At 62.7% G+C, this 24,108-nt stretch carries 21 protein-coding genes, 1 tRNA gene and 2 pseudogenes; 16 read left to right on the top strand and 8 right to left on the bottom strand.

What is annotated here, in order from left to right; genetic code table 11:
- From NLX68_RS09015 to NLX68_RS09035, 5 genes are all read left to right on the top strand, one after another.
- Entirely contained in the window at positions 1-1,356 is a 1,356-nt protein-coding gene (locus tag NLX68_RS09015) for an HlyD family type I secretion periplasmic adaptor subunit (protein WP_254284064.1), read from the top strand.
- Positions 1,357-1,603: 247 nt separating this feature from the next.
- The gene (locus NLX68_RS09020; protein ID WP_254283725.1) at positions 1,604-2,503 is read left to right on the top strand and encodes a TauD/TfdA family dioxygenase; all 900 of its coding nucleotides are present in this window, start codon (positions 1,604-1,606) and stop codon (positions 2,501-2,503) included.
- Positions 2,504-2,521: 18 nt separating this feature from the next.
- Positions 2,522-3,541, top strand: coding sequence for an ABC transporter substrate-binding protein (locus tag NLX68_RS09025; protein ID WP_100782582.1), 1,020 nt, complete (start codon positions 2,522-2,524; stop codon positions 3,539-3,541).
- 5 nt (positions 3,542-3,546) lie between these two features.
- Positions 3,547-4,410, top strand: coding sequence for an ABC transporter ATP-binding protein (locus NLX68_RS09030; protein ID WP_254283726.1), 864 nt, complete (start codon positions 3,547-3,549; stop codon positions 4,408-4,410).
- Between the two features lie 14 nt (positions 4,411-4,424).
- Positions 4,425-5,291: an ABC transporter permease gene (locus tag NLX68_RS09035; RefSeq protein WP_254283727.1), complete on the top strand. Its 867-nt coding sequence runs from the start codon at positions 4,425-4,427 to the stop codon at positions 5,289-5,291.
- 5 nt (positions 5,292-5,296) lie between these two features.
- Here NLX68_RS09035 and NLX68_RS09040 read toward each other — a convergent pair whose 3' ends face one another.
- A complete protein-coding gene (locus tag NLX68_RS09040) occupies positions 5,297-6,307 on the bottom strand; it encodes a YafY family protein (RefSeq protein ID WP_254283728.1) in 1,011 nt (336 codons plus the stop codon).
- 206 nt (positions 6,308-6,513) lie between these two features.
- Between NLX68_RS09040 and NLX68_RS09045 the strand changes: the two genes are divergently transcribed.
- The 6 genes from NLX68_RS09045 to NLX68_RS09070 all read left to right on the top strand — a co-directional run bounded on the left by NLX68_RS09045 (position 6,514) and on the right by NLX68_RS09070 (position 12,444).
- The gene (locus NLX68_RS09045) at positions 6,514-7,332 is read left to right on the top strand and encodes a tetratricopeptide repeat protein (protein ID WP_254283729.1); all 819 of its coding nucleotides are present in this window, start codon (positions 6,514-6,516) and stop codon (positions 7,330-7,332) included.
- 94 nt (positions 7,333-7,426) lie between these two features.
- Positions 7,427-7,879, top strand: coding sequence for a MarR family winged helix-turn-helix transcriptional regulator (locus NLX68_RS09050; protein ID WP_254283730.1), 453 nt, complete (start codon positions 7,427-7,429; stop codon positions 7,877-7,879).
- The gene (locus NLX68_RS09055) at positions 7,876-9,966 is read left to right on the top strand and encodes an FUSC family protein (protein ID WP_254283731.1); all 2,091 of its coding nucleotides are present in this window, start codon (positions 7,876-7,878) and stop codon (positions 9,964-9,966) included. The genes NLX68_RS09050 and NLX68_RS09055 overlap by 4 nt, the downstream gene beginning before the upstream one ends.
- Entirely contained in the window at positions 9,963-10,175 is a 213-nt protein-coding gene (locus tag NLX68_RS09060) for a DUF1656 domain-containing protein (RefSeq protein ID WP_254283732.1), read from the top strand. Before NLX68_RS09055 ends, NLX68_RS09060 begins: the two co-directional genes overlap by 4 nt.
- Positions 10,172-11,047: an HlyD family secretion protein gene (locus NLX68_RS09065; protein ID WP_254283733.1), complete on the top strand. Its 876-nt coding sequence runs from the start codon at positions 10,172-10,174 to the stop codon at positions 11,045-11,047. Before NLX68_RS09060 ends, NLX68_RS09065 begins: the two co-directional genes overlap by 4 nt.
- Positions 11,044-12,444, top strand: coding sequence for an efflux transporter outer membrane subunit (locus NLX68_RS09070; protein ID WP_254283734.1), 1,401 nt, complete (start codon positions 11,044-11,046; stop codon positions 12,442-12,444). Before NLX68_RS09065 ends, NLX68_RS09070 begins: the two co-directional genes overlap by 4 nt.
- Before the next feature lie 79 nt (positions 12,445-12,523).
- Here NLX68_RS09070 and NLX68_RS09075 read toward each other — a convergent pair whose 3' ends face one another.
- Together NLX68_RS09075 and NLX68_RS09080 are read right to left on the bottom strand one after the other, a co-directional pair.
- Positions 12,524-13,270 carry a slipin family protein gene (locus tag NLX68_RS09075; protein ID WP_010222080.1) on the bottom strand — a complete coding sequence of 249 codons (747 nt, stop codon included), beginning with the start codon at positions 13,268-13,270 and terminating at the stop codon, positions 12,524-12,526.
- Between the two features lies 1 nt (position 13,271).
- Positions 13,272-14,657 carry a nodulation protein NfeD gene (locus tag NLX68_RS09080; protein WP_254283735.1) on the bottom strand — a complete coding sequence of 462 codons (1,386 nt, stop codon included), beginning with the start codon at positions 14,655-14,657 and terminating at the stop codon, positions 13,272-13,274.
- A 102-nt stretch (positions 14,658-14,759) separates the two neighbouring features.
- Here NLX68_RS09080 and NLX68_RS09085 point away from each other — a divergent pair, with 102 nt between their 5' ends.
- The 3 genes from NLX68_RS09085 to NLX68_RS09095 all read left to right on the top strand — a co-directional run bounded on the left by NLX68_RS09085 (position 14,760) and on the right by NLX68_RS09095 (position 16,228).
- Positions 14,760-15,218, top strand: coding sequence for an aminoacyl-tRNA deacylase (locus NLX68_RS09085; RefSeq protein WP_010222082.1), 459 nt, complete (start codon positions 14,760-14,762; stop codon positions 15,216-15,218).
- Between the two features lie 60 nt (positions 15,219-15,278).
- Positions 15,279-15,521, top strand: coding sequence for a DUF2789 domain-containing protein (locus tag NLX68_RS09090; RefSeq protein WP_254283736.1), 243 nt, complete (start codon positions 15,279-15,281; stop codon positions 15,519-15,521).
- Positions 15,522-15,592: 71 nt separating this feature from the next.
- Positions 15,593-16,228, top strand: a complete 636-nt coding sequence (locus tag NLX68_RS09095) for a hypothetical protein (protein ID WP_010222084.1) — start codon at positions 15,593-15,595, stop codon at positions 16,226-16,228.
- Between the two features lie 12 nt (positions 16,229-16,240).
- Here the strand turns inward: NLX68_RS09095 and NLX68_RS09100 are convergent, their stop codons facing one another.
- The 5 genes and pseudogenes from NLX68_RS09100 to NLX68_RS09120 form a co-directional block, all read right to left on the bottom strand.
- A complete protein-coding gene (locus NLX68_RS09100; RefSeq protein ID WP_254283737.1) occupies positions 16,241-16,681 on the bottom strand; it encodes a CBS domain-containing protein in 441 nt (146 codons plus the stop codon).
- Between the two features lie 172 nt (positions 16,682-16,853).
- On the bottom strand, positions 16,854-18,710 hold the full coding sequence (locus NLX68_RS09105; RefSeq protein WP_010222089.1) for a DUF3857 and transglutaminase domain-containing protein: 1,857 nt from the start codon (positions 18,708-18,710) through the stop codon (positions 16,854-16,856).
- A 247-nt stretch (positions 18,711-18,957) separates the two neighbouring features.
- Positions 18,958-19,259, bottom strand: a pseudogene (locus tag NLX68_RS09110) (DUF3077 domain-containing protein).
- Between the two features lie 332 nt (positions 19,260-19,591).
- Positions 19,592-20,594, bottom strand: a pseudogene (locus NLX68_RS09115) (virulence RhuM family protein).
- Between the two features lie 145 nt (positions 20,595-20,739).
- Positions 20,740-20,816, bottom strand: a tRNA-Arg gene (locus NLX68_RS09120).
- Positions 20,817-21,077: 261 nt separating this feature from the next.
- Between NLX68_RS09120 and gabD the strand changes: the two genes are divergently transcribed.
- Both gabD and gabT read left to right on the top strand, forming a co-directional pair.
- Positions 21,078-22,520 (top strand): NADP-dependent succinate-semialdehyde dehydrogenase, encoded by a 1,443-nt coding sequence (gabD, locus tag NLX68_RS09125; RefSeq protein ID WP_010222091.1) that lies wholly within the window; start codon positions 21,078-21,080, stop codon positions 22,518-22,520.
- Between the two features lie 183 nt (positions 22,521-22,703).
- Positions 22,704-23,984 carry a 4-aminobutyrate--2-oxoglutarate transaminase gene (gene gabT / locus NLX68_RS09130; protein WP_254283738.1) on the top strand — a complete coding sequence of 427 codons (1,281 nt, stop codon included), beginning with the start codon at positions 22,704-22,706 and terminating at the stop codon, positions 23,982-23,984.
- Positions 23,985-24,108 lie beyond the last annotated feature (124 nt).

The raw sequence follows: 24,108 nt of genomic DNA on the forward strand, positions 1-24,108 counted from the left end.
ATGGGCCAGATCAAGGACAGCCTGCGCAGGTACTTCAAGGGTTCCGAGTCGCTCAGCGGGCAACCGCTGCCAGAGGTCAACAAGGCACTGATCGAAGATGCCCCGCGCATCGTGCGCCTGACCATCTGGGGGGTGCTTGGCTTCTTCCTGTTCATGGGCCTCTGGGCCAACTTCGCCATTATCGACGAAGTGACCCGTGGCGAAGGCAAGGCGATCCCGTCGTCCAAACTGCAGAAAATCCAGAACCTGGAAGGCGGCATCGTCGCGCAGATCTACGCCAAAGAAGGCGAGATCGTCGAAGTGGGCGACCCGTTGCTGCGTCTGGACGACACCCGCTTTGTTTCCAACGTCGGTGAGACCGAGGCGGACCGCCTGGCCATGGCCCTGCGCGTCGAACGCCTGAGCGCCGAGGTCGAAGACCGGCCGCTGAAGATCGACGCAGAAATCCGCAAGGCCGCGCCGAGCCAGGCCGCCAACGAAGAATCCCTGTACCAGAGCCGCCGCCAGCAGTTGCAGGACGAAATCGGCGGCCTGCAGGAGCAACTGGTGCAGCGTCAGCAGGAGCTGCGCGAGTTCAGCTCCAAGCAGGGCCAGTACCGCAACAGCCTGCAGCTGTTGCGCCAGGAGATCAGCATGTCCGAGCCGCTGGTGGCCCAGGGCGCGATCTCCCAGGTGGAAGTGCTGCGCCTCAAGCGTGCCGAAGTGGAGAACCGTGGCCAGCTGGACGCGACCTCGCTGGCGATTCCGCGCGCCGAATCGGCGATCAAGGAAGTCGAGCGCAAGATCGACGAGACCCGCGGCAAGTTTCGCAGCGAAGCCCTGACCCAACTCAACGAGGCGCGCACCGACCTGAGCAAGGCCCAGGCCACCGGCAAGGCCCTGGACGACCGGGTCAACCGTACCCTGGTGACCTCGCCGGTGCGCGGTATCGTCAAGCAGCTGCTGGTCAACACCGTTGGTGGGGTGATCCAGCCGGGCAGCGACCTGGTCGAGATCGTCCCGCTGGATGACACCTTGCTGGTCGAAGCGCGCATCCGCCCGCAAGACATCGCCTTCCTGCACCCGGGGCAGGAGGCGATGGTCAAGTTCACCGCCTATGACTTCACCATCTACGGCGGCTTGAAAGCCAAGCTCGAACAGATCGGTGCCGACACCATCACCGACGAAGACAAGAACACCTTCTACGTGATCAAGCTGCGCACCGAGCGCAGCCACCTGGGGACCGACGAAAAGCCGCTGCTGATCATCCCGGGGATGGTCGCTTCGGTGGACATCATCACCGGCAAGAAGAGCGTGCTGAGCTACCTGCTCAAGCCGATCATCCGCGCCCGTGCTGAGGCCTTGCGCGAGCGTTGACAGCATCGCGGGGCAAGCCCGCTCCTACAGGGTTGTGTAGGAGCGGGCTTGCCCCGCGAAGAGGCCCCCAACCTCACCATATGCTTATGCGCTAAAGATATTTAAATTCTTTCTCTTATGACTTTATAGTCACTCCCCTGCGTACCTGCCGACCAATCGGCGCGCCGCACGACCGAACCAACACGGAACACCGTGAGTTTCTGATCGATGCGCGCACCATTGGGCGCGCTCTGCGTGGGAGTGAATCATGACAGCGGCCTCTAACGCCTTGTCGTCCATCGACAGTGCACAGCAGCAAGCCTTCGAAATCCTGCCGTTCAGTGGTGCCGTCGGCGCCGAGATCATCGGCCTGGACCTGACCCGAGCAGTCAGCGCCGAGGACTTCACCCGGATCCACCGGGCCCATCTCGACCACCACGTGCTGGTGTTTCGCGACCAGCGCATTACCCCCGAACAACAGATCGCCTTCAGCCGCCGCTTCGGTGTGCTGCAGATTCACGTGCTCAAGCAGTTTTTGCTCCGCGGCCACCCGGAAATCCTGATCGTCTCCAACATCATCGAAAACGGGCAGAACATCGGCCTGGGCGATGCCGGCAAGTTCTGGCACTCGGACCTGTCGTACAAGGAACTGCCAAGCCTTGGCTCGATGCTGCACGCCCAGGAGCTGCCCCGCGAAGGCGGCGACACGGTGTTCGCCGATATGCACAAGGCCTGGGACGGCCTGCCCGAAGCCCTGCGCAAAGCCGTTGAAGGCCGCAGCGCCGCGCATTCCTATACCGCCCGCTACAGCGAGAGCAAGTTCGCAGGCAACTGGCGCCCGACCCTGACCGCCGAGCAACTGGCGCAGGTTCAGGAAGTCATTCACCCGGTCGTGCGCACCCACCCGGAAAACGGCCGCAAGGCGCTGTTTGTCAGCGAAGGCTTCACCACCCGCATCGTTGGCTTGCCCGAAGACGAAAGCCGGCAGCTCCTTGCCGAGCTCTACGCCCACAGCGTGCTCGAGCAGAACATCTACCGTCACCAATGGCAGCCCCATGACCTGGTGTTCTGGGACAACCGCTCATTGATCCACCTGGCCAGCGGCTGCCCTGCGCACCTGCGCCGCAAGCTGTACCGCACCACCATCCAGGGCGATGCCCCGTTCTGATCTTTCGAGGAGTACAGCATGCGCAAATCAATCAGCCGCCTGGCGGCCAGTATCGGCCTGGGTGCCAGCCTGCTCGCCGGCAGCCTGGTGGCACCGGCCACGGCCCAGGCCGAAGGTGAAATCCGCATTGCCGAACAGTTCGGCATTGTTTACCTGCTGCTCAACGTGGTGCGCGATCAGAACCTGATCGAGAAGCATGGCAAGGCGCAGGGCATCGACATCAAGGTCGATTGGACGCAGCTGTCGGGTGGCGCCGCGATCAACGACGCCTTGCTCTCCGGTTCGGTGGATATCGCCGGCGCCGGCGTCGGCCCGCTGCTGACCATCTGGGACCGCACCCAGGGCCGGCAGAACGTCAAGGCCGTGGCCTCGCTGGGCAACTTTCCCTACTACCTGGTCAGCAGCAATCCCAAGGTGAAGACCATCGCCGACTTCAGCGAGAAAGACCGCATCGCCCTGCCGGCGGTGGGCGTCTCGGTGCAGTCGCGGTTCCTGCAGTACGCCGCCGCCAAGCAGTGGGGCGACAAGGAATACAACCGCCTCGACAAATACACCCTGGCCGTTCCCCATCCTGATGCCACCGCGGCCTTGCTGGCCGGTGGCACCGAGCTGAACGCGCACTTCTCCAACCCGCCGTTCCAGGATCAGGTACTGGCCAACAAGGACGTGCACGTGGTGCTCAACACCTACGACCTGCTCGGCCCGAACTCGCCGACCGTGTTGTTCGCCACCGAGAAATTTCGCAACGACAACCCCAAGACCTACAAAGCCTTCGTCGATGCCCTGGCGCAAGCCGCCGAGTTCGCCCAGAACGACAAGGCCGCCGCAGCCGACACCTACATCCGCGTGACCAAGGCCAAGATCGACCGCGAGGCACTGCTGAAGATCATCGACAACCCGCAGTACGAATTCAGCGTGACGCCGAAGAACACCTATCCGCTGGCTGAATTCCTCTACCGCGTGGGCGCGATCAAGCACAAACCCGAATCCTGGAAGGACTACTTCTTCCAGGACGAGAAACCGCTGCAAGGGAGCTGAGCCGGATGAACACCCCATTGCCAGGCCACACGGTCAGCAAGCTGAGCAGCGTCGCAACGCCGCCGCTGCTGCAGGTGGATAACCTAAGCCTGGAGTACCGCACCGCGCAGCGCGTGGTGCGGGCCACCCACCAGGTCAGTTTCGCAGTGGACAAGGCCGACCGCTTTGTCCTGCTCGGGCCCTCGGGTTGTGGCAAGTCGACCCTGCTCAAGGCGGTGGCCGGCTTCATTGAGCCCCGGGAAGGGCAGATCCGCTTGCAGGGCCAGGCAGTGCAGGGCCCGGGCCCGGACCGCATTGTGGTGTTCCAGGAGTTCGACCAGCTGCCGCCGTGGAAAACCGTCAAGCAGAACGTGATGTTCCCGTTGCTCGCTTCCGGCACGCTCAAGCGCAAGGAGGCCGAAGCGCGCGCCTTGCACTACCTGGAGAAAGTCGGCCTGGCCGGCTTTGCCGACGCCTATCCGCATACCCTGTCGGGCGGCATGAAAGCCCGCGTGGCGATTGCCCGGGCGCTGGCCATGCAGCCAAAGATCCTGCTGATGGACGAACCCTTCGCCGCCCTCGACGCCCTGACCCGGCGCAAGATGCAGGAAGAGTTGCTGCTGCTCTGGGAAGAGGTGCGTTTCACCTTGTTGTTCGTCACCCATTCGATCGAAGAAGCGCTGGTGGTTGGCAACCGCATCCTCTTGCTGTCGCCGCATCCGGGCCGGGTACGCGCCGAGATCCACAGCCACCAGTACGACCTGCAGAGCCTGGGCGCCAGCGACTTTCAGGCGTCGGCGCGGCGCATCCACCGCTTGCTGTTCGACGACGATGCCCAGGTCGAGCACGACCCAGCCTTGGGCTTCGCCGACATTCGCATTGCCTACTGACCGGGAGTTTTGCCATGACCTCAACTGTTACGCCGCGTCAGGAATACGAAGTCGTCCTCGAACCGCTGCTCAGTGTCCCGGTTGAGCGCGAACTGCCGCTGGGTCAGCGCCTCTGGCAACAGGGCTGGCTGCGCAAGGGCCTGATCCTGATTCTGCTGGCCCTGGCCTGGGAAGCCATCGCCCGCTACCAGGGCAACGACCTGCTGCTGCCGAGCTTCCTGCAGACCGCGGCAGCCCTGTATGACGGCCTGCTCAGCGGCGAGCTGCCGGCCAAGGTCGGCGTGTCGCTGGTGGTGCTGCTCAAGGGCTATCTGCTGGGGATCGTCCTGGCTTTCGGCCTGACCAGCCTGGCGGTGTCGACCCAGTTCGGCCGCGACCTGCTCAGCACCCTGACCTCGATGTTCAACCCGCTGCCGGCGATTGCCTTGCTGCCGCTGGCCCTGCTCTGGTTCGGCCTGGGCGACAACAGCCTGATCTTCGTGTTGGTGCATTCGGTGCTCTGGGCCCTGGCGCTCAATACCTACGCGGGCTTTCTCGGGGTATCGGAGACCCTGCGCATGGCCGGTCGCAACTATGGCCTGCGTGGCTTGCGGCTGGTGGTGCAGATCCTGATTCCGGCGGCGCTGCCGTCGATCCTCTCGGGCCTGAAGATCGGCTGGGCCTTTGCCTGGCGCACACTGATCGCCGCCGAACTGGTGTTCGGCGCCACCAGCGGCAAGGGCGGGCTGGGCTGGTACATCTTCCAGAACCGCAACGAGCTGTACACCGACAAGGTGTTCGCCGGGCTCGCGGTGGTGATCCTCATCGGCCTGCTGGTCGAAAGCCTGGTGTTCAACACCCTGGAGCGTATTACTGTGCGCCGCTGGGGCATGCAGCGCTGACAGGCTCAGGCCGATCGATACTGCGCGGCGGCATTGTGGAGGGTTTCGGCAATTTGCTGGCGCAGGCTCAGGGGCTGCTCGACGATCAGCCCGTCGCCCTGGCTCAGTAGCCACCAGCGTAGCTGCCAGCTGTTGCTGACGGTGGCCTGCAGGCGGTGGCCATTCTCCAGCGGGGTCAGGTGCATGTCCGCCGACAGCGGCGTCTCGCGCACCAGGCGGGCGAGGTTGTCGCTGATCCAGGCCTGCAGCTCGATCTTGTCGCTATCGCCGAACTGCAGGGCATCGCTGCGCAGGTAGGCCTGCAGATCGAAGGCATGCAGGCCTTCGGTCGGGCTGTCGAGAATGCGCAGCTTGCGAAAGCGATGCACGGCGAACTGGCGAATGTCGGTACAGGACGCGGCGCTGGCAATCAGGTAACTGACCTGGCCGCGCTGGATCAGCGCCAGCGGGTTGAGGGTCAGTTCGCTGAGCGTGTCGTTGTGAGCCGAGTAGTACTGGCAGTGCAACTGGTATTCCTCAAGCAGCGCGTGTTGCACGGTCTCGAGGATGCTGTCGGGCACTTCCGGTGCCTGCATGTTCATGTCCGGGCGCACGCTGGCGACCTTGTCCAGCCAGCGCGCCACCTTGTTCGCCCCCGACAGGTGTTCGAGCTTTTGCCGGGCATGGCTGAAGCGCGGGTCCAGCACTTTCAGCATGCTCCCCGGCAACAGCGGGCGCACGGCCTCTTCCACCAGCGCCAGGCTTAGCGCCTCGCTGACACTGATACCGCGCAGCTCGATGCAGGCGTTGGCCGCCCAGTGCCAGCCATAAGGGATGCTCTTGTCGTTGCGTTCCAGCGGGAAGATCAGCGACAGCTCATTGAGGTCGCGCTCGATGCTGCGCTTGCTGATGGAAAAACCTGCGTCCTGCAGGCGGCCTACCAACTCGGCACTGGTAATCCCCGGCGAGCGGCTGGGCAACTGGCGCAGCAACTCCCATTGGCGGCTGAGGGTGGCACGTGTCGTGGCAGAGGGCAAAAGGCGGCGTCCTTGTCTAGGCTTGCGGTTGTAGCATGGCGCCAGCGCGGTGATATGGCAATTAGCCATTTATGTATCCAGATCAAGGATGAAGCAGTTGAGTGCCCTAACTGAATTGTTCGCGACAGGTTTTGTCGTGACCGTGCGCAGAATCACGCCTCATCACTCCCGCTGTTGGATCTGTGGGTAGTTCAATGAGGACGAACATGTCAGCTGCCAGCAACATTTACCCACTGCTTGAGCGCCTGTTGCCCGAGCGGATCATCCCTGCGCCTGGTCGGCCCGGCCGCCTGCAGCGGTTGTACGCCGGGGTCGGCATGCCCAGCCAGCGGGCAGCGCTGGGCGAAAGTTTCAGCCTGATCAGCCGCCTGGATGAAGCCGCTGACCTGCAGGCGGTGTACGACGACCTGCGCGCCCAGGCCCTGGAGGGCAACGTCGGTGCACTCAATGACCTGGGCTGGATCTGGCTCAACGGCAAGTACTGGCGCGCCGATCCGACCTTGGCCGGGCATCTGTTGCGTATGGCCGCCCTGCAGGGCAGCGCTGCTGCCTGGTTCAACCTTGGCCAGCAGCATTACTTCGGCAAAGGCGTCGAGGTGGCCTACGCCAGCGCGGCGGAGTATTACCAGCAGGCTTTCGAGCGTGGCTTGGAACATGCCGCAGCCGCCCTTGGCGATCTCTACGAGGAAGAAATCTGTGACAGCGACAGCCAGGAGTGGCAGGTCGACCTGCAGCAGGCCTATCGCTGGTTTCTACGTGGGGCCCAGCGCGGTGACGCCCGTTGCCGCTTCGAGGTTGGTTACCGGCTGCTGCATGGGCTGACGGTCAACGTCGACACCAAAGCCGCGGTGTACTGGCTGGAACTGGCCGCTGTGGCCGGGGTGATGCAGGCTGCCGAAGCGTTGGCGCTGCACTTCAGCGAGGTCAACAACGCCCTGCGTTATCTGTTCTGGCGCGAACAGGCGATCAACCTGGGCAGCAAGCTGGCGCTGAACATGAAGCTGGACGATCAGCTGCAACCTTGAACATGACGTCTGTCAGCCGCTATTGACGGCAGGGGCGGTGATCGAAGAATATTGATAGTTAGCAAACTATGAATATAACCACGAACCTCCCTTCATGACCCTCGACGCACTGCAACTCAACATCAGCAGCGGTATGGTGGTGGCCGGCCGGCACTGGCGGCGCATCTGCCAGGCGACCCTGGCCGGCTACGGCATTTCCGAAGCCTGTGCGATGCCACTGCTGATGATCGTGCGCCTGGGCGATGGTGTGCACCAGGTCGCTGTAGCGCAAGCGGCAGGGCTTGAAAGCCCGTCGCTGGTACGTCTGCTCGACCAGCTGTGCACGGCCGGCTTCGTCTGCCGCACGGAAGATCCGCTCGACCGCCGGGCCAAGGCACTGAGCCTGACCGCCAGCGGCCGGGTGCTCGCCGAAGCCATCGAAGGCGAACTGGTGCGCCTGCGCCGTGAAGTGCTGCAGGGCATCGACGAAGCCGACCTGCTGGCCACCCTGCGCGTGCTGCGCGCCTTCGAAGACGCTGCCCAGCGCACCCCGGGCGTGCCGACGTGAACGGTTTTTTCAGCTCGATGCCGCCCGCGCGCGACTGGTTCTACGGCGTGCGCACCTTCGCCGCTTCGATGATCGCCCTGTACATCGCCCTGCTCATGCAGCTGCCGCGGCCTTACTGGGCCATGGCCACGGTGTACATCGTCTCCAGCCCATTTGTCGGGCCCACCAGTTCCAAGGCCTTGTACCGCGCCATGGGCACCCTGCTCGGCGCCGCCGGGGCGGTGTTCCTGGTGCCGCTGCTGGTGCAGACGCCGGTGCTGCTGACGGTCGCCGTGGCCTTGTGGACCGGCACCTTGCTGTTCCTCTCGCTGCACCTGCGCACCGCCAATAGCTATGCGCTGATGCTTGCTGGCTACACCTTGCCGATGATTGCCCTGCCGGTGGTCGACGAGCCGCTGGCCGTGTTCGACATTGCTTCGTCACGGGCTCAGGAAATCTGCCTGGGCATTGTCTGTGCGGCGGTGGTCGGCGCGATCTTCTGGCCGCGGCGCCTGACCCCGGTGCTGGTCGGCGCCACCGGCAACTGGTTCAACGAGGCGATTCGCTACAGCGAGACCTTTCTGGCCCGCGAAGCCAGCGCCGAGAAAGTCGGCGGTCTGCGTGCCTCGATGGTCACCACCTTCAACTCGCTGGAGCTGATGATCGGCCAGCTGTCCCATGAAGGCGCCCGCCCGCAAACGGTAAAGAACGCCCGTGAGCTGCGTGGGCGGATGATCCACCTGCTGCCGGTGATCGATGCCCTCGACGACGCCTTGCTTGCCCTCGAAGGCCGCGCCCCGGCCCAGACCGAGCAATTGCAGCCATTGCTGGGCGAGGCCCGTGCCTGGCTGCAAGGCACCGCGCAGGATGCATCGCCGGCGCGCTGGTCTGCTCTGCGTGGGCAAATCGAACACCTGCAACCGAGCGCCGTGTCCCTCGACCAACGCGCCTCGCTGCTGCTGTCCAACGCGCTTTATCGGCTGGCCGAGTGGGTCGATCTGTGGCAGGACTGCTGCAGCCTGCAGCACGCTATCCGCAATGAAGACCTGTCGCCGTGGCGCGCGGTCTATCGGCACTGGCGCCTGGGCCGGCTGACGCCATTCTTTGACCGTGGCTTGATGCTCTATTCGGTGTTCTCCACCGTCACCGCGATCATTGCCGCCACCACGCTGTGGATCCTGCTTGGCTGGAGCGACGGTGGCAGCGCGGTGATTCTCGCTGCCGTGGCCTGTAGCTTCTTTGCCGCCATGGACGACCCGGCGCCGCAGATCTACCGGTTTTTCTTCTGGACCTCGCTGTCGGTGCTGTTCGCCAGCCTTTACCTGTTCCTGGTGCTGCCCAACCTGCACGACTTCCCGATGCTGGTGCTGGCCTTCGCCGTGCCGTGCATCTGCGTCGGCACCTTGACCGTGCAGCCGCGCTTCTACCTGGGCACCTTGCTGACCATCGTCAACACCGCCTCCTTCATCAGCATCCAGGGCGCCTACGACGCCAACTTCCTGACCTTTATCAACGCCAACCTGGCCGGGCCGGTGGGCTTGCTGTTCGCCTTTATCTGGACCCTGGTGGTGCGCCCGTTTGGCGTCGAGCTTGCGGCCAAGCGCCTGACCCGTTTCAGTTGGCACGACATCGTCGGCATGACCCAGCCGGCGACCCTGGCCGAGCATCGGCGCCTGGGTGTGCAGATGCTCGATCGGCTGATGCAGCAACTGCCGCGCCTGACCCAGACCGGCCAGGACACCGGCACTGCGCTGCGTGACCTGCGCGTGGGCCTGAACCTGCTCGACCTGCTGGCCTACATGCCACGGGTCGGCGCACACCCGCGCCAGCTGCTGGGGCGGGTGGTGGAGGAGGTGGGTGAACACTTTCAGGCCTGCCTGGATGCCCGCCGTCGCCTGCACGCTCCCGAGGTGTTGCTGCAGAGCATGGAACGCGCCCGCCGCGCCCTGAACCTCAATGACCTGGCCGATAGCGCCGAAGCCCGCGTGCACCTGCTACACGCCCTGAGTGGTTTGCGCCTGGCGCTGTTGCCAGGTGTCGAGGTGGTGCTGGAACCATCCGACGATCAGCCACAACTGCCCTACGGCATCGACGGAGCACCGCTGTGATCGGAGATCTGGATATCAGCGGGGTGTTCCTGCCCACGCTGCTGGTGATGATGGTGCTCACCTACCTGGTGTTCCTCGGTGTGCACGCGCTGCTCAACCGGGTGCACTTCTACCGCCTGGTCTGGCACCGGGCGCTGTTCAACGTTGCGCTTTACGCCGTGCTGCTCGGCACGGTCGACCACTTTTGCCGAAACCTGATGCTGCCATGAAAAAACCCTTGTTGACCCTGGGCCGCGTGGTCCTGACCCTGCTGGTAGTGACGCTGGCGACCGTACTGGTCTGGCAGATGGTCATGTACTACATGTTCGCGCCCTGGACCCGGGACGGGCACATCCGTGCTGATGTGATCCAGATTGCCCCGGATGTCTCCGGCCTGATTCAGCAAGTGGCGGTGCGCGACAACCAGGTGGTCAAGCGCGGTGACGTGCTGTTCACCATCGACCAGGACCGCTTCCACCTGGCCTTGCGCCAGGCCCAGGCGACCCTGGCCGAGCGCAAGGAAACCCTGGCCCAGGCCCAGCGCGAAGCCCGGCGTAACCGTGGCCTGGGCAACCTGGTGGCGCAGGAGCAACTGGAAGAGAGCCAGTCGCGCCAGGCCCGCGCCGAATCGGCCCTGGCCGAAGCCCAGGTGGCGGTGGATGCCGCGCAACTGAACCTCGACCGCTCGGTGGTACGCAGCCCGGTCGATGGCTACCTCAACGACCGCGCGCCGCGTGCCCATGAGTTTGTCAGCGCCGGGCGGCCAGTGCTGTCGGTGGTCGACAGCGACTCCTACCATGTCGATGGCTACTTCGAAGAAACCAAGCTGGCCGGCATTCACATCGGCCAGGCTGTGGATATCCGCGTGCTCGGCGACAATACCCGCCTGAGCGGGCGGGTGCAGAGCATCGCCGCCGGTATCGAGGACCGCGACCGCAGCAGTGGCGCCAACCTGCTGCCCAACGTCAACCCGGCGTTCAGCTGGGTGCGGCTGGCCCAGCGGATCCCGGTGCGCATTGCCTTCGATGAAGTGCCGGCGGACTTTCGCATGATCGCCGGGCGTACCGCGACGGTGTCGATCCTTGAGGGCCGCGGGCAATGAAACGGCTGTCGCTGCTTGGCCTGAGCCTGCTGCTGTCGGCCTGCCAGATGGTCGGGCCGGATTACCACGTGCCCAAGGACGCTGCCATCCAGCGCGCCGACCTGCAGGGCGAACTGCGCCAGGACGCCAACAGCGTGGTCTCGGCGCCTGTGCCCAAAGACTGGTGGCACCTGTACCAGGACGAGCGCCTCAATGAGCTGGTGCGTCAGGCCCTGGCCGCCAACACTGAACTGCGCGTAGCGGCAGCGAATATCGCCAAGGCCCGTGCCCAGGTCGAAGAAGCCGAGGCCCAGGGCGGCCTCAATGCTGGCGTGAAGCTGGGCGCCCAGCGTTTGCAAGAGTCTGGCGAGGCTTTCCTGCTGCCAGAGAAGGTGCCGGTGGCCAACATTGGTGAGGCGATTATCAGCGCTTCCTACCAGTTTGACCTGTGGGGCACCCTCAAGCGTGGCGTCGAGGCCGCCCAGGCCAATGCCGATGCGACCCAGGCCGCCGCCGATACTGCGCGCATCACCCTGGTGGCGGACGTGGTCCGCGCCTACACCCAGGTGTGCGCGGCCAACGAGGAATATCACATCGCCCATGAGTCCCTGGGCCTGCAAGAACAGAGCGTGACCCTGACCCAACGCCTGCGCGACGCTGGTCGTGGTGACGAAACCCAGGTGACCCGGTCGCAGACCCAGTTCAAATCCCTGCGCGCCGAGCTACCGCGTTACCAGGCGGCGCGTGAAGCGGGCCTGTACACCTTGTCGATGCTGCTGGCCAAACCGCTCAATCAGTTGCCGGCCGGCACGGGCGATTGCGCCGAGTTGCCGCATATCGCCCAGGTCCTGCCGGTGGGTGATGGCGCGGCGCTGCTCAAGCGCCGCCCGGATATCCGTCAGGCCGAACGCAGCCTGGCGGCGGCCACGGCGACCATTGGCGTGGCCACGGGGCAGTTGTATCCGGACATCAGTATCGGTGCCCAGGTGGGCACTATCGGTATTCTCGACAACCTGGGCGAACCTGCGACCAACCGCTGGGGCTTCGGCCCGCTGCTGACCTGGACGGTGCCGACCAACGGTTCGCGAGCGCGCATTCGCGCGGCAGAAGCTTCGACCCAGGCGGCGCTGGCGCATTTTGATGGCGTGGTGCTCAACGCCATTCGTGAAACCCAGACCAGCCTTGCGCAGTACAGTGCTTTGCTGGAGCGCCGTGATGCCCTGGCTGATGCCGAGCGCTCGGCGCAATTGGCGGCGGACCAGACCCACCGCTTTTATCAGGCCGGGCGCGAGTCGTTCCTCGCCGACCTGCAGGCAACCCGCACCTACACCGACATGCGCGCGCAGCTGGCGGCGGCCAATACCCAGGTGGCGATGGGGCAGATTGGCTTGTTCCTGGCGTTGGGTGGTGGTTGGTAAGAGCGGCAAGGCCAGCTCCCACAGGGTCCGGCGTCAACAGATCCTTTGTGGGAGCCGGCCTTGCCGGCGATTGGCGACTTCACTTATCCACAAGCCCCTTGAGCATCTCGATCGGCAACGGAAACACGATAGTCGACGACTTGTCCCCGGCAATAGTGCCCAGGGTCTGCATGTACCGCAGCTGCATCGCGCCCGATTGGCGGCCGAGCATTTCCGCGGCCTGCATCAGCTTCTCCGATGCCTGCAATTCGCCTTCGGCATGGATCACCTTGGCTCGCCGCTCCCGTTCAGCCTCGGCCTGACGGGCAATGGCGCGGATCATCGACTCATTGAGGTCGACGTGCTTGATCTCGACGTTGGCGACCTTGATGCCCCAGGCATCGGTCTGCGCATCCAGCACCTGGCGGATGTCCAGGTTCAGCCGCTCGCGCTCGGCCAGTAACTCATCCAGCTCATGCTTGCCGAGCACCGCGCGCAGAGTGGTCTGCGCCAGTTGGCTGGTGGCCATGAGAAAGTCTTCGACCTGGATGATTGCCTTCTGCGGGTCGAGCACGCGAAAGTACAGCACCGCGTTGACCTTGACCGAGACGTTGTCGCGGGTGATTACATCCTGCGGCGGCACATCCAGCACCACCGTGCGCAGGTCGACCCGGACCATCTGCTGGATCCCCGGGATCAGCAACACCAGGCCCGGGCCCTTGACTCGCCAGAAGCGTCCGAGCTGGAACACCACGCCACGTTCGTATTCGCGCAGGATGCGGAATGCCGCCAGCAACAGCACCGCCAGCAGTGCCAGCAATGCGCCAAAGCCCAGTTCGAAAAACATCTCAGTCTCCTTGCGCCGGTGTTTCTGCTTCGGCGCTGACGTCCAGTAGTACGCCCTTGCGTGTAATCACCCGGACGCGTTGCCCCACCTGCAGTGGCGTCTGGCATTGGGCCTGCCACTGCTCACCCTGCACCTGCACCGAGCCGATGAACGGGTCGCTGTCATTGACCGCCATCACCGTCGCCAGACTGCCCACCAGCCCGGCATCACCGCTGACCAGCGCGCGCTTGCGCGCCTTCATGGCCATGCCCAACACACCGCCGAGCAGTAGCGCCGAGAGCAGCGCGAGGGTCAGGATCAATGCCAGGGGGATGCCGAAGCCGGGCACGTCGGTGTCCATCAAAATCACCGCGCCGACCACGAACGCGACGATGCCGCCAAAGCCGACCACACCGAAACTGGGCAGGAACGCCTCGGCAATCATGAAGGCGATACCGAGCATGATCAGCGCCGCCCCGGCATAGCTCACCGGCAATAGCTGCAGGGCATACAGAGCGACCAGCAGGCAGATGCCGCCGATCACCCCGCCCACTCCGGAGCCGGGGCTCATGAACTCGAACATCAGCCCGTAGATGCCGATCATGATCAGGATCAGCGCCACGCTGGGGTTGGTGATCACCGCCAGCAGGCGCGTGCGCCAGTCCGGTTCGCGTTCGATGATCGCCACATTGGCCGTATGCAACTGCACCGGCTGGCCAGCGGCTTCCAGGCTCTTGCCGTCGAGTTGGCGCAGCAGGTCGGGGAGGTCGTTGGCGATACGGTCAATGACTTTCAGGCGCAGGGCTTCGTTGGCGGGCAGGCTCACCGATTCGCGCACCGCTTGCTCCGCCCAATCGGCATTGCGCCCGCGCAGTTGCGCCAGGCCGCGAATGTAGGCGGCGGCGTCGTTGACCTGCTTGCGGGTCAGGGTGTCCTGTTCACTGGTCGGCGCTTGCTTGTCGCCGGTGGGCGAGGCGGGCGGTGCGGCCGGGTCCTTGGGCGTGCCCGGCAGGCCGCCGATCTGCACCGGCGTGGCGGCGCCAAGGTTTGTGCCCGGGGCCATTGCCGCCACGTGGCTGGCATAAAGGATGTAAGTGCCGGCGCTGGCCGCGCGGGCGCCACCGGGAGCGACGAAGGTCGCGACTGGCACCGGGCTGGCGACAATCGCCTTGATGATCGCGCGCATCGAGCTGTCGAGCCCGCCCGGGGTGTCGAGGCGGATGACCACCAGTTGCGCCTGCTGTGTCTTGGCCTGCTCCAGGCCGCGTATCAGATAGTCGGCGCTGGCCGGACCGATGGCACCGTCGATACTCATCACCAGCACCGGATTGCCGGGCGCAGCTGCGCCGCTCGTCAGGGTGCCGAGCATCAGTAGAAACAGCAGGTGCCGACACCAGCGAGCGATCACCTGAATTCACCCGGGCAGTGCGTGTCCAATAAGTTTAGTCGGCTGCTTGATGCAGCACGGCCTAAACTTCAGAAGTGGGGGCGTTGTATCCGGAGGTGCATCATGCGTATGGCAAAAACCCTGCAGCAATGCCTGGACAAGGCCGGCTGCGACTATGAAATCGTTTCTCATCCGCACTCATCCACCAGCCTTGAGTCGGCGCGTACCGCCGGCGTACCTGCCGAGCGGGTGGCCAAGTCGGTCATGCTCGACGACCGCCGGGGCAATTACCTGATGGCCGTGCTACCGGCTAACCGTCACCTGGACATGAGCAAGGTGCGGGCCACCGGACCCTGGCAAATGACCCATGAAAGCGGCTTGCCACATCTGTTCGGCGACTGCGAACGTGGTGCCATTCCGGCGTTGGGTGATGCTTACTCGATCAAGATGCTGCTCGATCCGACCCTGACCCGTCAGGGGGATATTTATGTCGAGGCGGGCGATCACGATCACCTGATCCACATGAACATGACGCAGTACCTGAAACTGGTGCCAAACGCCGAAGTGCGTGAGGTTTGCTGATGATCAACCCATTGCCAGGCTGGCGTCGTGGATGCCCGGCCTGGCCCCAAGGAGTCACGCATGGAATCAAATATTCATCCGTTTTCGGACCTCTTCAAACAGTTGGGCCTGCCCGATGATGCCCAGGGAATAGACCAATTCATCACCAGCCATTCGCCGCTTAAAAACGGCATAAAACTGGTTGATGCGCCATTTTGGACCGAAAGTCAGAGGGCATTTCTGAGAGAAAGTATCCTTGAGGATGCTGACTGGGCTGAGCCGTTCGACCAGCTCAACGAGGCGCTACGGCGTCCGAGAAAATAAACGCTGAGCGGCACATCTGCCAGTGGACGGCGTTGCTATGCTCAGGAAAAAACAACAAGGGGATAGCGCCAATGAAAGATCCCTATGCCGCCGGTTTCTGGTGTGCCGTGACTGCCCTGGGCCTGCTGACCGTCGGTTATTTCTACGGAATCAAACAGACCCACCAGTTGGGCCAGGCACTGGTGTTTCTCTATGCCGCCGGGGGCGTGATCGGCGCGCTGGCGCTGACCGCGCTGGCCTGGATTGGCTGGCAGCAATTGCGCGTGAGCAAGCGTCAACTGGCCCAGGGCCGAACGCTGGTCGCGATCTGGAACACCAAGGTTGCCTTGCGCCGGGTCGAGACGGTGTTCGACCGCTATTTCTGGGGCAGCTACTGGCAGCCCGGGCGTACCTTTCAGGAGGTGATGGGCGAGCTGGAAGGCACGCCGCTGGAGCAGAGCCTTGAAGCCCTGAAACGCCAATGCCGCGAGCTTGATCGCGAAACCCATGACCGCCGCCACTGGCTGGACAACGCCCGCGAGCTCTCGACCGTGGCCACCGCCATGGCCCGGGAACGTTATCAACTGGACTTGTGCGACTCGCAGCAAAGCAGCGGTCGTGGCGCCGCCGTGCTCAATCGCGACCTGGAAGTGCTGGTGTACACCTGGTCGGCGCGTTTGCGCAGTTTCGACCACCAGCTCGACGAGCTGGAGGGCGAGTACCGCTGAGCGCGCAGCGAATCAGTCGCCGCGGATGTACTGTTCCAGCTGCAGGATCATGTTGGCCTGTTCAGCGATGGCTTCCTTGACCAGGTCGCCAATCGACAGCAGGCCGAGCAGTTCGCCGTTCTCGACCACCGGCAAGTGGCGCAGGTGGCTGTTGGTCATCATGTTCATGCAGTATTCGACATTCTGGTGCGTATCGACGGTCACCACCGGCGCACTCATGATCGCGCTGACCGGTGTGCCCACCGAAGAGCGGCCCTTGAGCACCATCTTGCGCGCATAGTCGCGCTCACTGACGATCCCCACTACCTGTCCGTCCAGCACCACGGGCAGGGCACCGACGTTCTTCTCGGCCATCAGGCGCAGCGCATCGAGCACCATATGGTCAGGGCCGATGGTGTGTACCTGGTGGTGCTGCTGGGCTTTTGTTTTTAGAAGTTGTGCCACGGTTTTCATAGAGGCCTCTGCGATGCTGGGAGTGGGTGACGGCAGATAGCTAAAGAATCGTGTACAGATGGCTGCAGGGCAAGGGAGAAAGCGGCATCGATGCGATTGAAAAACGTCATGACCCGCTGTTATTGCGCAAACGTCCTGCCGAACCAGCCAACGGTCCGGCAGGCGCGCAACATTAGCTCTTCTGCACGATGACCTGGCTGTTCAGGTCATTGAGCATGGCGTCCAGGGTTGGCTTCATCTTCTCGAAGTCCTTCACGCTGCACACTGCTTTCGGGTTGTGGAAGTCCAGGCGGCGCTTGACCACCAGGCTGTTGCCCTGCAGGGCATACTCGGCGCTGTAATCGAAGTGCTTGTCCTTGAGGGTCACAGGTTTGGGCGCGGCGATGATCTTGACGTCGGCCGGGAACTCGAAGCGTGCCTGTTCTTCGGTGATGCCGGAGATGCAGGTGAAGTCCTGGGTACGCTGCTTCTCGGCGATGAAGCCGAAGACATTCTGGGCGATGCCGCCGGCCAGGCTGGTCAGGGTCGGCACGCCGATCGGGCCGGGCAGGTTGACCAGGTTTTCACTGCGACCGTTGATGTGCATCTCGAAGGCGCCGCTGGTCTCCAGGTCATCGCTGCTGATCTTGCCGCTGCCACGCTGGCCGTAGGCGGCGAGGATGCGCTGGGTCAGCAGGTCGCGCTCGGCCGGTTGCATGTTGCGCATCATCCAGCGGTTCATCTCGGCGGCCCAACCGTCGATCTTCGAGGCATGCGTGAAGTCGGCGGCGCCGCTGCTGGCCACGGTATACGTGGTGCTGTTGTGCACCAGGCCTGGCTGGGTGGCCGGGGTGTGGCCGAGCTTGCCCGAGCGGGCCAGCACGGTAGGCTTGTCCAGCACCGGGGCTGGCAGATAGCCGCTGGCGATGGCTTCGGCAGTGGAGTCCAGGTACAGGTCCAGGCTCGGCACGTAGGTGACCACGTGGTTGATCACACCCAGGGTTGGCACCTTGGGCAGGGCGTAGGCACTGCCGAGGTTGATCAGGGCCGGGGTGCTTTCAATGTTGACCGCGGCCAGCAGCGCTTCGAGCAGGGCTACGTGGTCTTTGCAATCGCCATAGCGGTTGCTCAGCACGGTGTCGGCAGCATGCGGCACGACGCCGCCGGCGCCGATGTACACCGCCACGTAGCGGATATTGCGGCGCACCCAGTCACCCAGGGCCAAGGCCTTGTCGCGTGGGTCATCGATCTTGGCTGTCAGCTTCTCGGCCAGTTCACGGATGGCCGGCGTGACTTCGCTGTTGGCCCGCGCCGCGTAGGCTTTGGCGAATTCGCTGTAGTCAGCAAAGGTGGACACGGCCAGGTACTTGCCGTAGTCCGAGTAGGCTACTGCGCCCAATTCTGTACGAGCGTTGTCACCCTGCACGTAGTCCCACTGGTAAACCTTGCGGCCGGTCTCGGCCTTGGGACTGGATGCCTTGAAACCCTTGGCCTCGGCATTGAGCTTGAGGTTCTTCGGCAGGTCGTAGATCAGGGTGAACTGTTTGGTGGGGTGGAACTGCGGCATCGCCAGGTCTTCGAACTGGCCGGGGAACAGCGGGGTCTTGCGCTGCTTCTTGAAGCTCAGCACCAGGCGGTCGCCGACTGCCACTTCCGGGAAAATCACCACCTTGACCAGGCTGTCGTGGAACATTGGCGCCTGGGATGACTGACGTTCCTGTTGCTCCTTGATCTGCTCTGGGCTGACCACGACCTTGCGGCCGTCCGGCTTCTGAGTGTAGGCCTGGGTAACTTCCAGGGTTTCCAGCGTGCGGTTGTAGTACAGCGATTGCTGGGCCTTGGCCTGGATCGCGCGTTCTTCGTTGATCAGCAGGACCAGGTCCTGGGTGGATGCGTAGCTGCCGTCTTCGGCGACCACGGTGCGTAGAATGTCCTTTTCGATGGTGACGGAGGGGTCGGTACCGTCGTCCTTGGCCTGTGCCATGTTCAAGGCGAACAGACAGCACAGCATCCCGACCCACCGGGCCGGGGTCAAAGCGAACCGCTTCATAAAGATCCTTCTTGCTGGTGTATTCCAGAGGCCTGACTCGATAAATGCGAATCAGTTAGTGGCATTTTGCCTCATCCGTAGGCTTCTCTGCTGCGACATTTTTTTGCGTGGGTATTTTCCTGCGTTTCATGTCTCTTTCGATTCAAGGATTCACAGGTCTTGCACACTCCCCACGGTGGGCGTTGGCTTTGCCGACGATGGGCTGCGCAGCGGCCCCAACATAGCCAGGGCCACACCTCACTCAGCCCTACTCGCCAACCCGCTCCTCAATCCCGTCCAGCAACGCATCCACCAACCCTTTAGCCATTTCTACCGAATGCAGGGTCGACCACAAGAAGCCCTTGTGGGCGGATCAATATCGTCGAAAGCCTTGTAGCCAGTGTCGTAAGCGCAGCCTAGGTAGAGAGAGGCATGCACCAGCGCATCATGTGCGGCGACGCCGGAGCAGACAGCGAACAGCGCAGAGTGCCCGGCTTGGCAGTTGCCAAAGACGGAGTGGGCGGTGGCGGCGGATTTATCGAGTGGTGGATCGGGGACGATTTTTTTCATGTCGATGCTCACAAGTCGGAGCTGACACCGCAATCCGTTACCACACGAATGGGTGGCAGCTGTACACGGGGTGGTAAACCGGGGTGAGCATCAATCCCGGCAGGCTCGAAAGCCTCCCGCATACAGCCGCCATTGACTGTATAGGATGATGCACACTCCGGGTTACCACGCCCGATCACCGAGATTTCGGTGATGGGTAGGAGCCTAGAGGCACGAGTTCCCAGGGACAAGCAGACGGGTATCGACAGACCGCGTAGGGTATTTCTTAGGACGACATATTTCGAGACTTCGAAACATCATCTGACATTGATCATTCAATTCCCCATGGTGTTTCAACCTGGCTTTGTCTTGCTACGCAGTCGCTTTTCAAGACGTTCAAGCTCGACCAACTCCCGACGGTCATCCTCTCTGGCTTCAGCACTGCGGCGACTCTGATCAAACGCCTCATAGCAGTCTTGAACCACTTGCTTCATCTGCTCGTGACTGACGCTGCCGGCTGAGCGCAGTAAGGGCTGTTCATTGAAAGCCATGAAGCTGTCGATGTACCGGCGCCAGTCGGTCAACTGCATATGCTGACGTTGCTCGGCGCGCAGCTCGGCGAAGTCTAGGAACATGCTGACTAAGCGGTTGAGCTGATCCAGCTCGTCTGCATTCAGGTAATTCTTCGCGACCACTACATCGGCTTTGCGCACGCGGTTGCCCTTGAAGCTGAGCAGGTTCATGTTCGGGGCGCTGGCATCGGCTCGATTGACGATCAGTTCAGCTGCGGTGTGGCCGGTGACCGCGAAGAAAAGTCTCGGCAAAGAGCCGGGTAGTGTCTTGCTCATTGGCTCGGTAATCCTCGGCCAATGTGAAGAGGTCGCGCACCTTCTGGTAAAAACGCTTCTCTGACGACCGTATGTCGCGGATGCGTTTGAGTAGTTCGTCGAAGTAATCCCAGCGGGGCTCTTTCAGGCGGGTATCGTCCATGACGAAGCCCTTGAGCAGGTACTCGCTTAACGTTCGGGTAGCCCATTGGCGAAACTGGGTGCCGCGGGTTGATCGTACCCGATACCCCACCGCGATAATCATCGGCAGGGCGTAGTGCGCCAGCATGCGCCTAACCTGGCGTGAGCCCTCGGTTTGAACTGTCAAGTTTTCCTTGACGGTTGCTGCTTCCGTTAGCTCACCTTCGCTAAGAACGTTCTGCACGTGCAGGCTTATGTTCTGTTTGCTGGTTTGATACAGCTCAGCCATTTCCAGCTGCGTCAGCCAGACCTGACCTTCCATTTCTCGCAAGGTGAACTGCGCCAAGCCGTCTTCAGTGCTGTAGAGAATCAGGTCGTTGCCTTGCATATCGACTATTCACCTCATTTGATTGAGGGCAGTGATCATATTCAACCTGCCACGATGCGGCGCGTGCGACACAACGTCCAAATGTAAGCAATCTGAACGGCAGAAACAAAAAAGGCCCAGGTATTCACCTGAGCCTTGATCGATATGGCGCACTCGGCGGGATTCGAACCCACGACCCCTGCCTTCGGAGGGCAGTACTCTATCCAGCTGAGCTACGAGTGCAACGCGGGCGCCATGATACCCATCTAGGCTGGCGGCGTCCATCGTCAGAATGGCTGTGGTCGATTTCGCACACTCAAGGGGCTATAAATGACGTTGATCTGAAAAAATCAGCCGCACAGCGCTTTTTGTTCTTTTTTTCGAACACCCTATTGTCCTTTCTCCTCGTTGATCCTAGGATTCGTTTGAGATTTCAAACGCTCTCCTTTTTCTACAATCAATAATTCGCGCCGTGCCTGCACGGTGCAGTTAAGGAAGCCCGACATGCAGCTTAAAGACGCCCAGTTGTTCCGCCAGCAAGCCTTCATCAATGGAGAGTGGCTGGACGCGGACAACGGCCAGACGATCAAGGTCAACAACCCGGCAACGGGCGAGATCATCGGCACTGTGCCGAAGATGGGCGCCGCTGAAACCCGCCGTGCCATCGAGGCCGCCGACAAGGCGCTGCCGGCCTGGCGCGCGCTGACCGCCAAAGAACGTGCTGGCAAGCTGCGTCGCTGGTTCGAGCTGATGATCGAGCACCAGGACGACCTGGCCCGCCTGATGACCACCGAGCAGGGCAAGCCACTGGCCGAAGCCAAGGGCGAGATCGTCTACGCCGCTTCCTTTATCGAGTGGTTCGCTGAAGAAGCCAAGCGCGTCTACGGCGATACCATCCCGGGTCACCAGCCAGACAAGCGACTGATCGTGATCAAGCAGCCGATCGGCGTGACCGCGGCCATTACCCCGTGGAACTTCCCGGCGGCGATGATCACCCGTAAAGCCGGCCCGGCCCTGGCCGCTGGCTGCACCATGGTGCTCAAGCCTGCTTCGCAAACCCCGTACTCGGCCCTGGCCCTGGTTGAGCTGGCCACCCGTGCCGGTATCCCGGCTGGCGTGCTGAGCGTGGTGACCGGCAGCGCCGGCGACATCGGCAGCGAGCTGACCGGCAACCCGATCGTGCGCAAGCTGTCGTTCACCGGCTCCACCGAGATCGGTCGCCAGCTGATGGCCGAATGCGCCAAGGACATCAAGAAGGTTTCCCTGGAGCTGGGCGGCAACGCGCCATTCATCGTGTTCGACGACGCAGACCTGGATAAGGCCGTCGACGGCGCGATCATCTCCAAATACCGCAACAACGGCCAGACCTGCGTCTGCGCCAACCGTATCTACGTGCAGGACGGCGTCTACGATGCCTTCGCCGAGAAGCTCAAGGCCGCTGTGGCCAAGCTGAAGATCGGCAACGGCCTGGAAGACGGCACCACCACCGGCCCGCTGATCGACGAAAAAGCCGTGGCCAAGGTCCAGGAGCACATTGCCGATGCAGTTGGCAAAGGCGCCCAGGTACTGACCGGCGGCAAGTTGATCGAAGGCAACTTCTTCGAGCCGACCGTGCTGGTCAACGTGCCAAACAACGCAGCGGTGGCCAAGGAAGAAACCTTCGGCCCGCTGGCGCCACTGTTCCGTTTCAAGGACGAGGCCGAAGTCATCGCCATGTCCAACGACACCGAGTTCGGTCTGGCCTCGTACTTCTATGCCCGTGACATGAGCCGTGTGTTCCGTGTCGCCGAAGCCCTGGAATACGGCATGGTCGGTATCAACACCGGTCTGATCTCCAACGAAGTTTCGCCGTTCGGCGGTATCAAGGCCTCGGGCCTGGGCCGCGAAGGTTCCAAGTACGGCATCGAGGACTACCTGGAAATCAAATACCTGTGCATCAGCATCTGATCGCAGCGTAAGGCTTTACCTCTGCCAGCGGGGCGCGAGAGCGACGTCTCGCTGGCCTTTTTACACCGTACACCCCGTGGCCTGGGCCCCTGCAGCAGTCGATCAACGCATGCTGTCTGCAGTTGAATACCGGCCACTCCGACTTGAATCGCGCCACCTTGTGGGTGGCGAATTGAGGACATTATGAGCAAGACCAACGAATCTTTGATGCAACGTCGTGTCGCCGCAGTTCCACGTGGTGTTGGCCAGATCCACCCGATCTTCGCCGAGTCGGCAAAGAACGCCACTGTCACTGACGTCGAAGGCCGCGAGTTCATCGACTTCGCCGGCGGTATCGCGGTACTGAACACCGGTCACGTGCATCCGAAGATCATCGCTGCCGTTGAAGCCCAACTGCACAAGCTGACCCATACCTGCTTCCAGGTCCTGGCCTACGAGCCGTACGTCGAGCTGTGCGAAAAGATCAACGCCAAGGTGCCAGGCGACTTCGCCAAGAAAACCCTGCTGGTCACCACCGGTTCCGAAGCCGTTGAAAACGCCGTCAAGATCGCCCGTGCCGCCACTGGCCGTGCCGGCGTGATCGCCTTCACCGGCGCTTACCACGGCCGTACCATGATGACCCTGGGCCTGACCGGTAAAGTCGTGCCTTACTCGGCCGGCATGGGCCTGATGCCAGGCGGCATCTTCCGCGCCCTGTACCCGAACGAGCTGCACGGTGTGAGCATCGACGACTCGATCGCTTCCATCGAGCGTATCTTCAAGAACGACGCCGAACCCCGTGACATTGCGGCAATCATCATCGAGCCAGTTCAGGGCGAAGGTGGTTTCTACGTCGCGCCGAAAGAGTTCATGAAGCGCCTGCGTGCCCTGTGCGACCAGCACGGCATCCTCCTGATCGCTGACGAAGTGCAGACCGGCGCTGGCCGTACCGGCACCTTCTTCGCCATGGAACAGATGGGCGTTGCTCCAGACCTGACCACCTTTGCCAAATCCATCGCTGGCGGCTTCCCGCTGGCCGGTGTGTGCGGCAAGGCCGAGTACATGGACGCCATCGCCCCAGGCGGCCTGGGCGGCACCTACGCCGGTAGCCCGATCGCTTGCGCCGCGGCCCTGGCCGTGATGGAAGTGTTCGAAGAAGAGAAACTGCTGGACCGCAGCAAGGCCGTTGGCGAGCGTCTGGTCGCCGGCCTGCGCAAGATCCAGGACAAGCACCCGATCATCGGTGACGTGCGTGCCCTGGGTTCGATGATCGCGGTTGAAGTGTTCGACAAAGCCGGTTCCCACACCCCGAACGCTGCTGCTGTCGCTTCGGTCGTGGCCAAGGCGCGCGACAAGGGCCTGATCCTGCTGTCGTGCGGCACCTACGGCAACGTCCTGCGTATCCTGGTTCCGCTGACCTCGCCTGATGAGCAACTGGACCAAGGTCTGGCAATCATCGAAGAGTGCTTCGCAGAACTCGCGTAAACTGTGACGCATTAGAAGAAAACCCGCTTCGGCGGGTTTTTTTTCGCTCAAAGGATGGCCAGGGGGCTAAGGTTGCCTGCAAGGAGACGCCTTGGAAGGTGCACGGGATTGCGTGTAGCGAAAT

Source organism: Pseudomonas sp. SBB6, assembly GCF_024213215.1.
GTDB lineage: Bacteria > Pseudomonadota > Gammaproteobacteria > Pseudomonadales > Pseudomonadaceae > Aquipseudomonas > Aquipseudomonas donghuensis.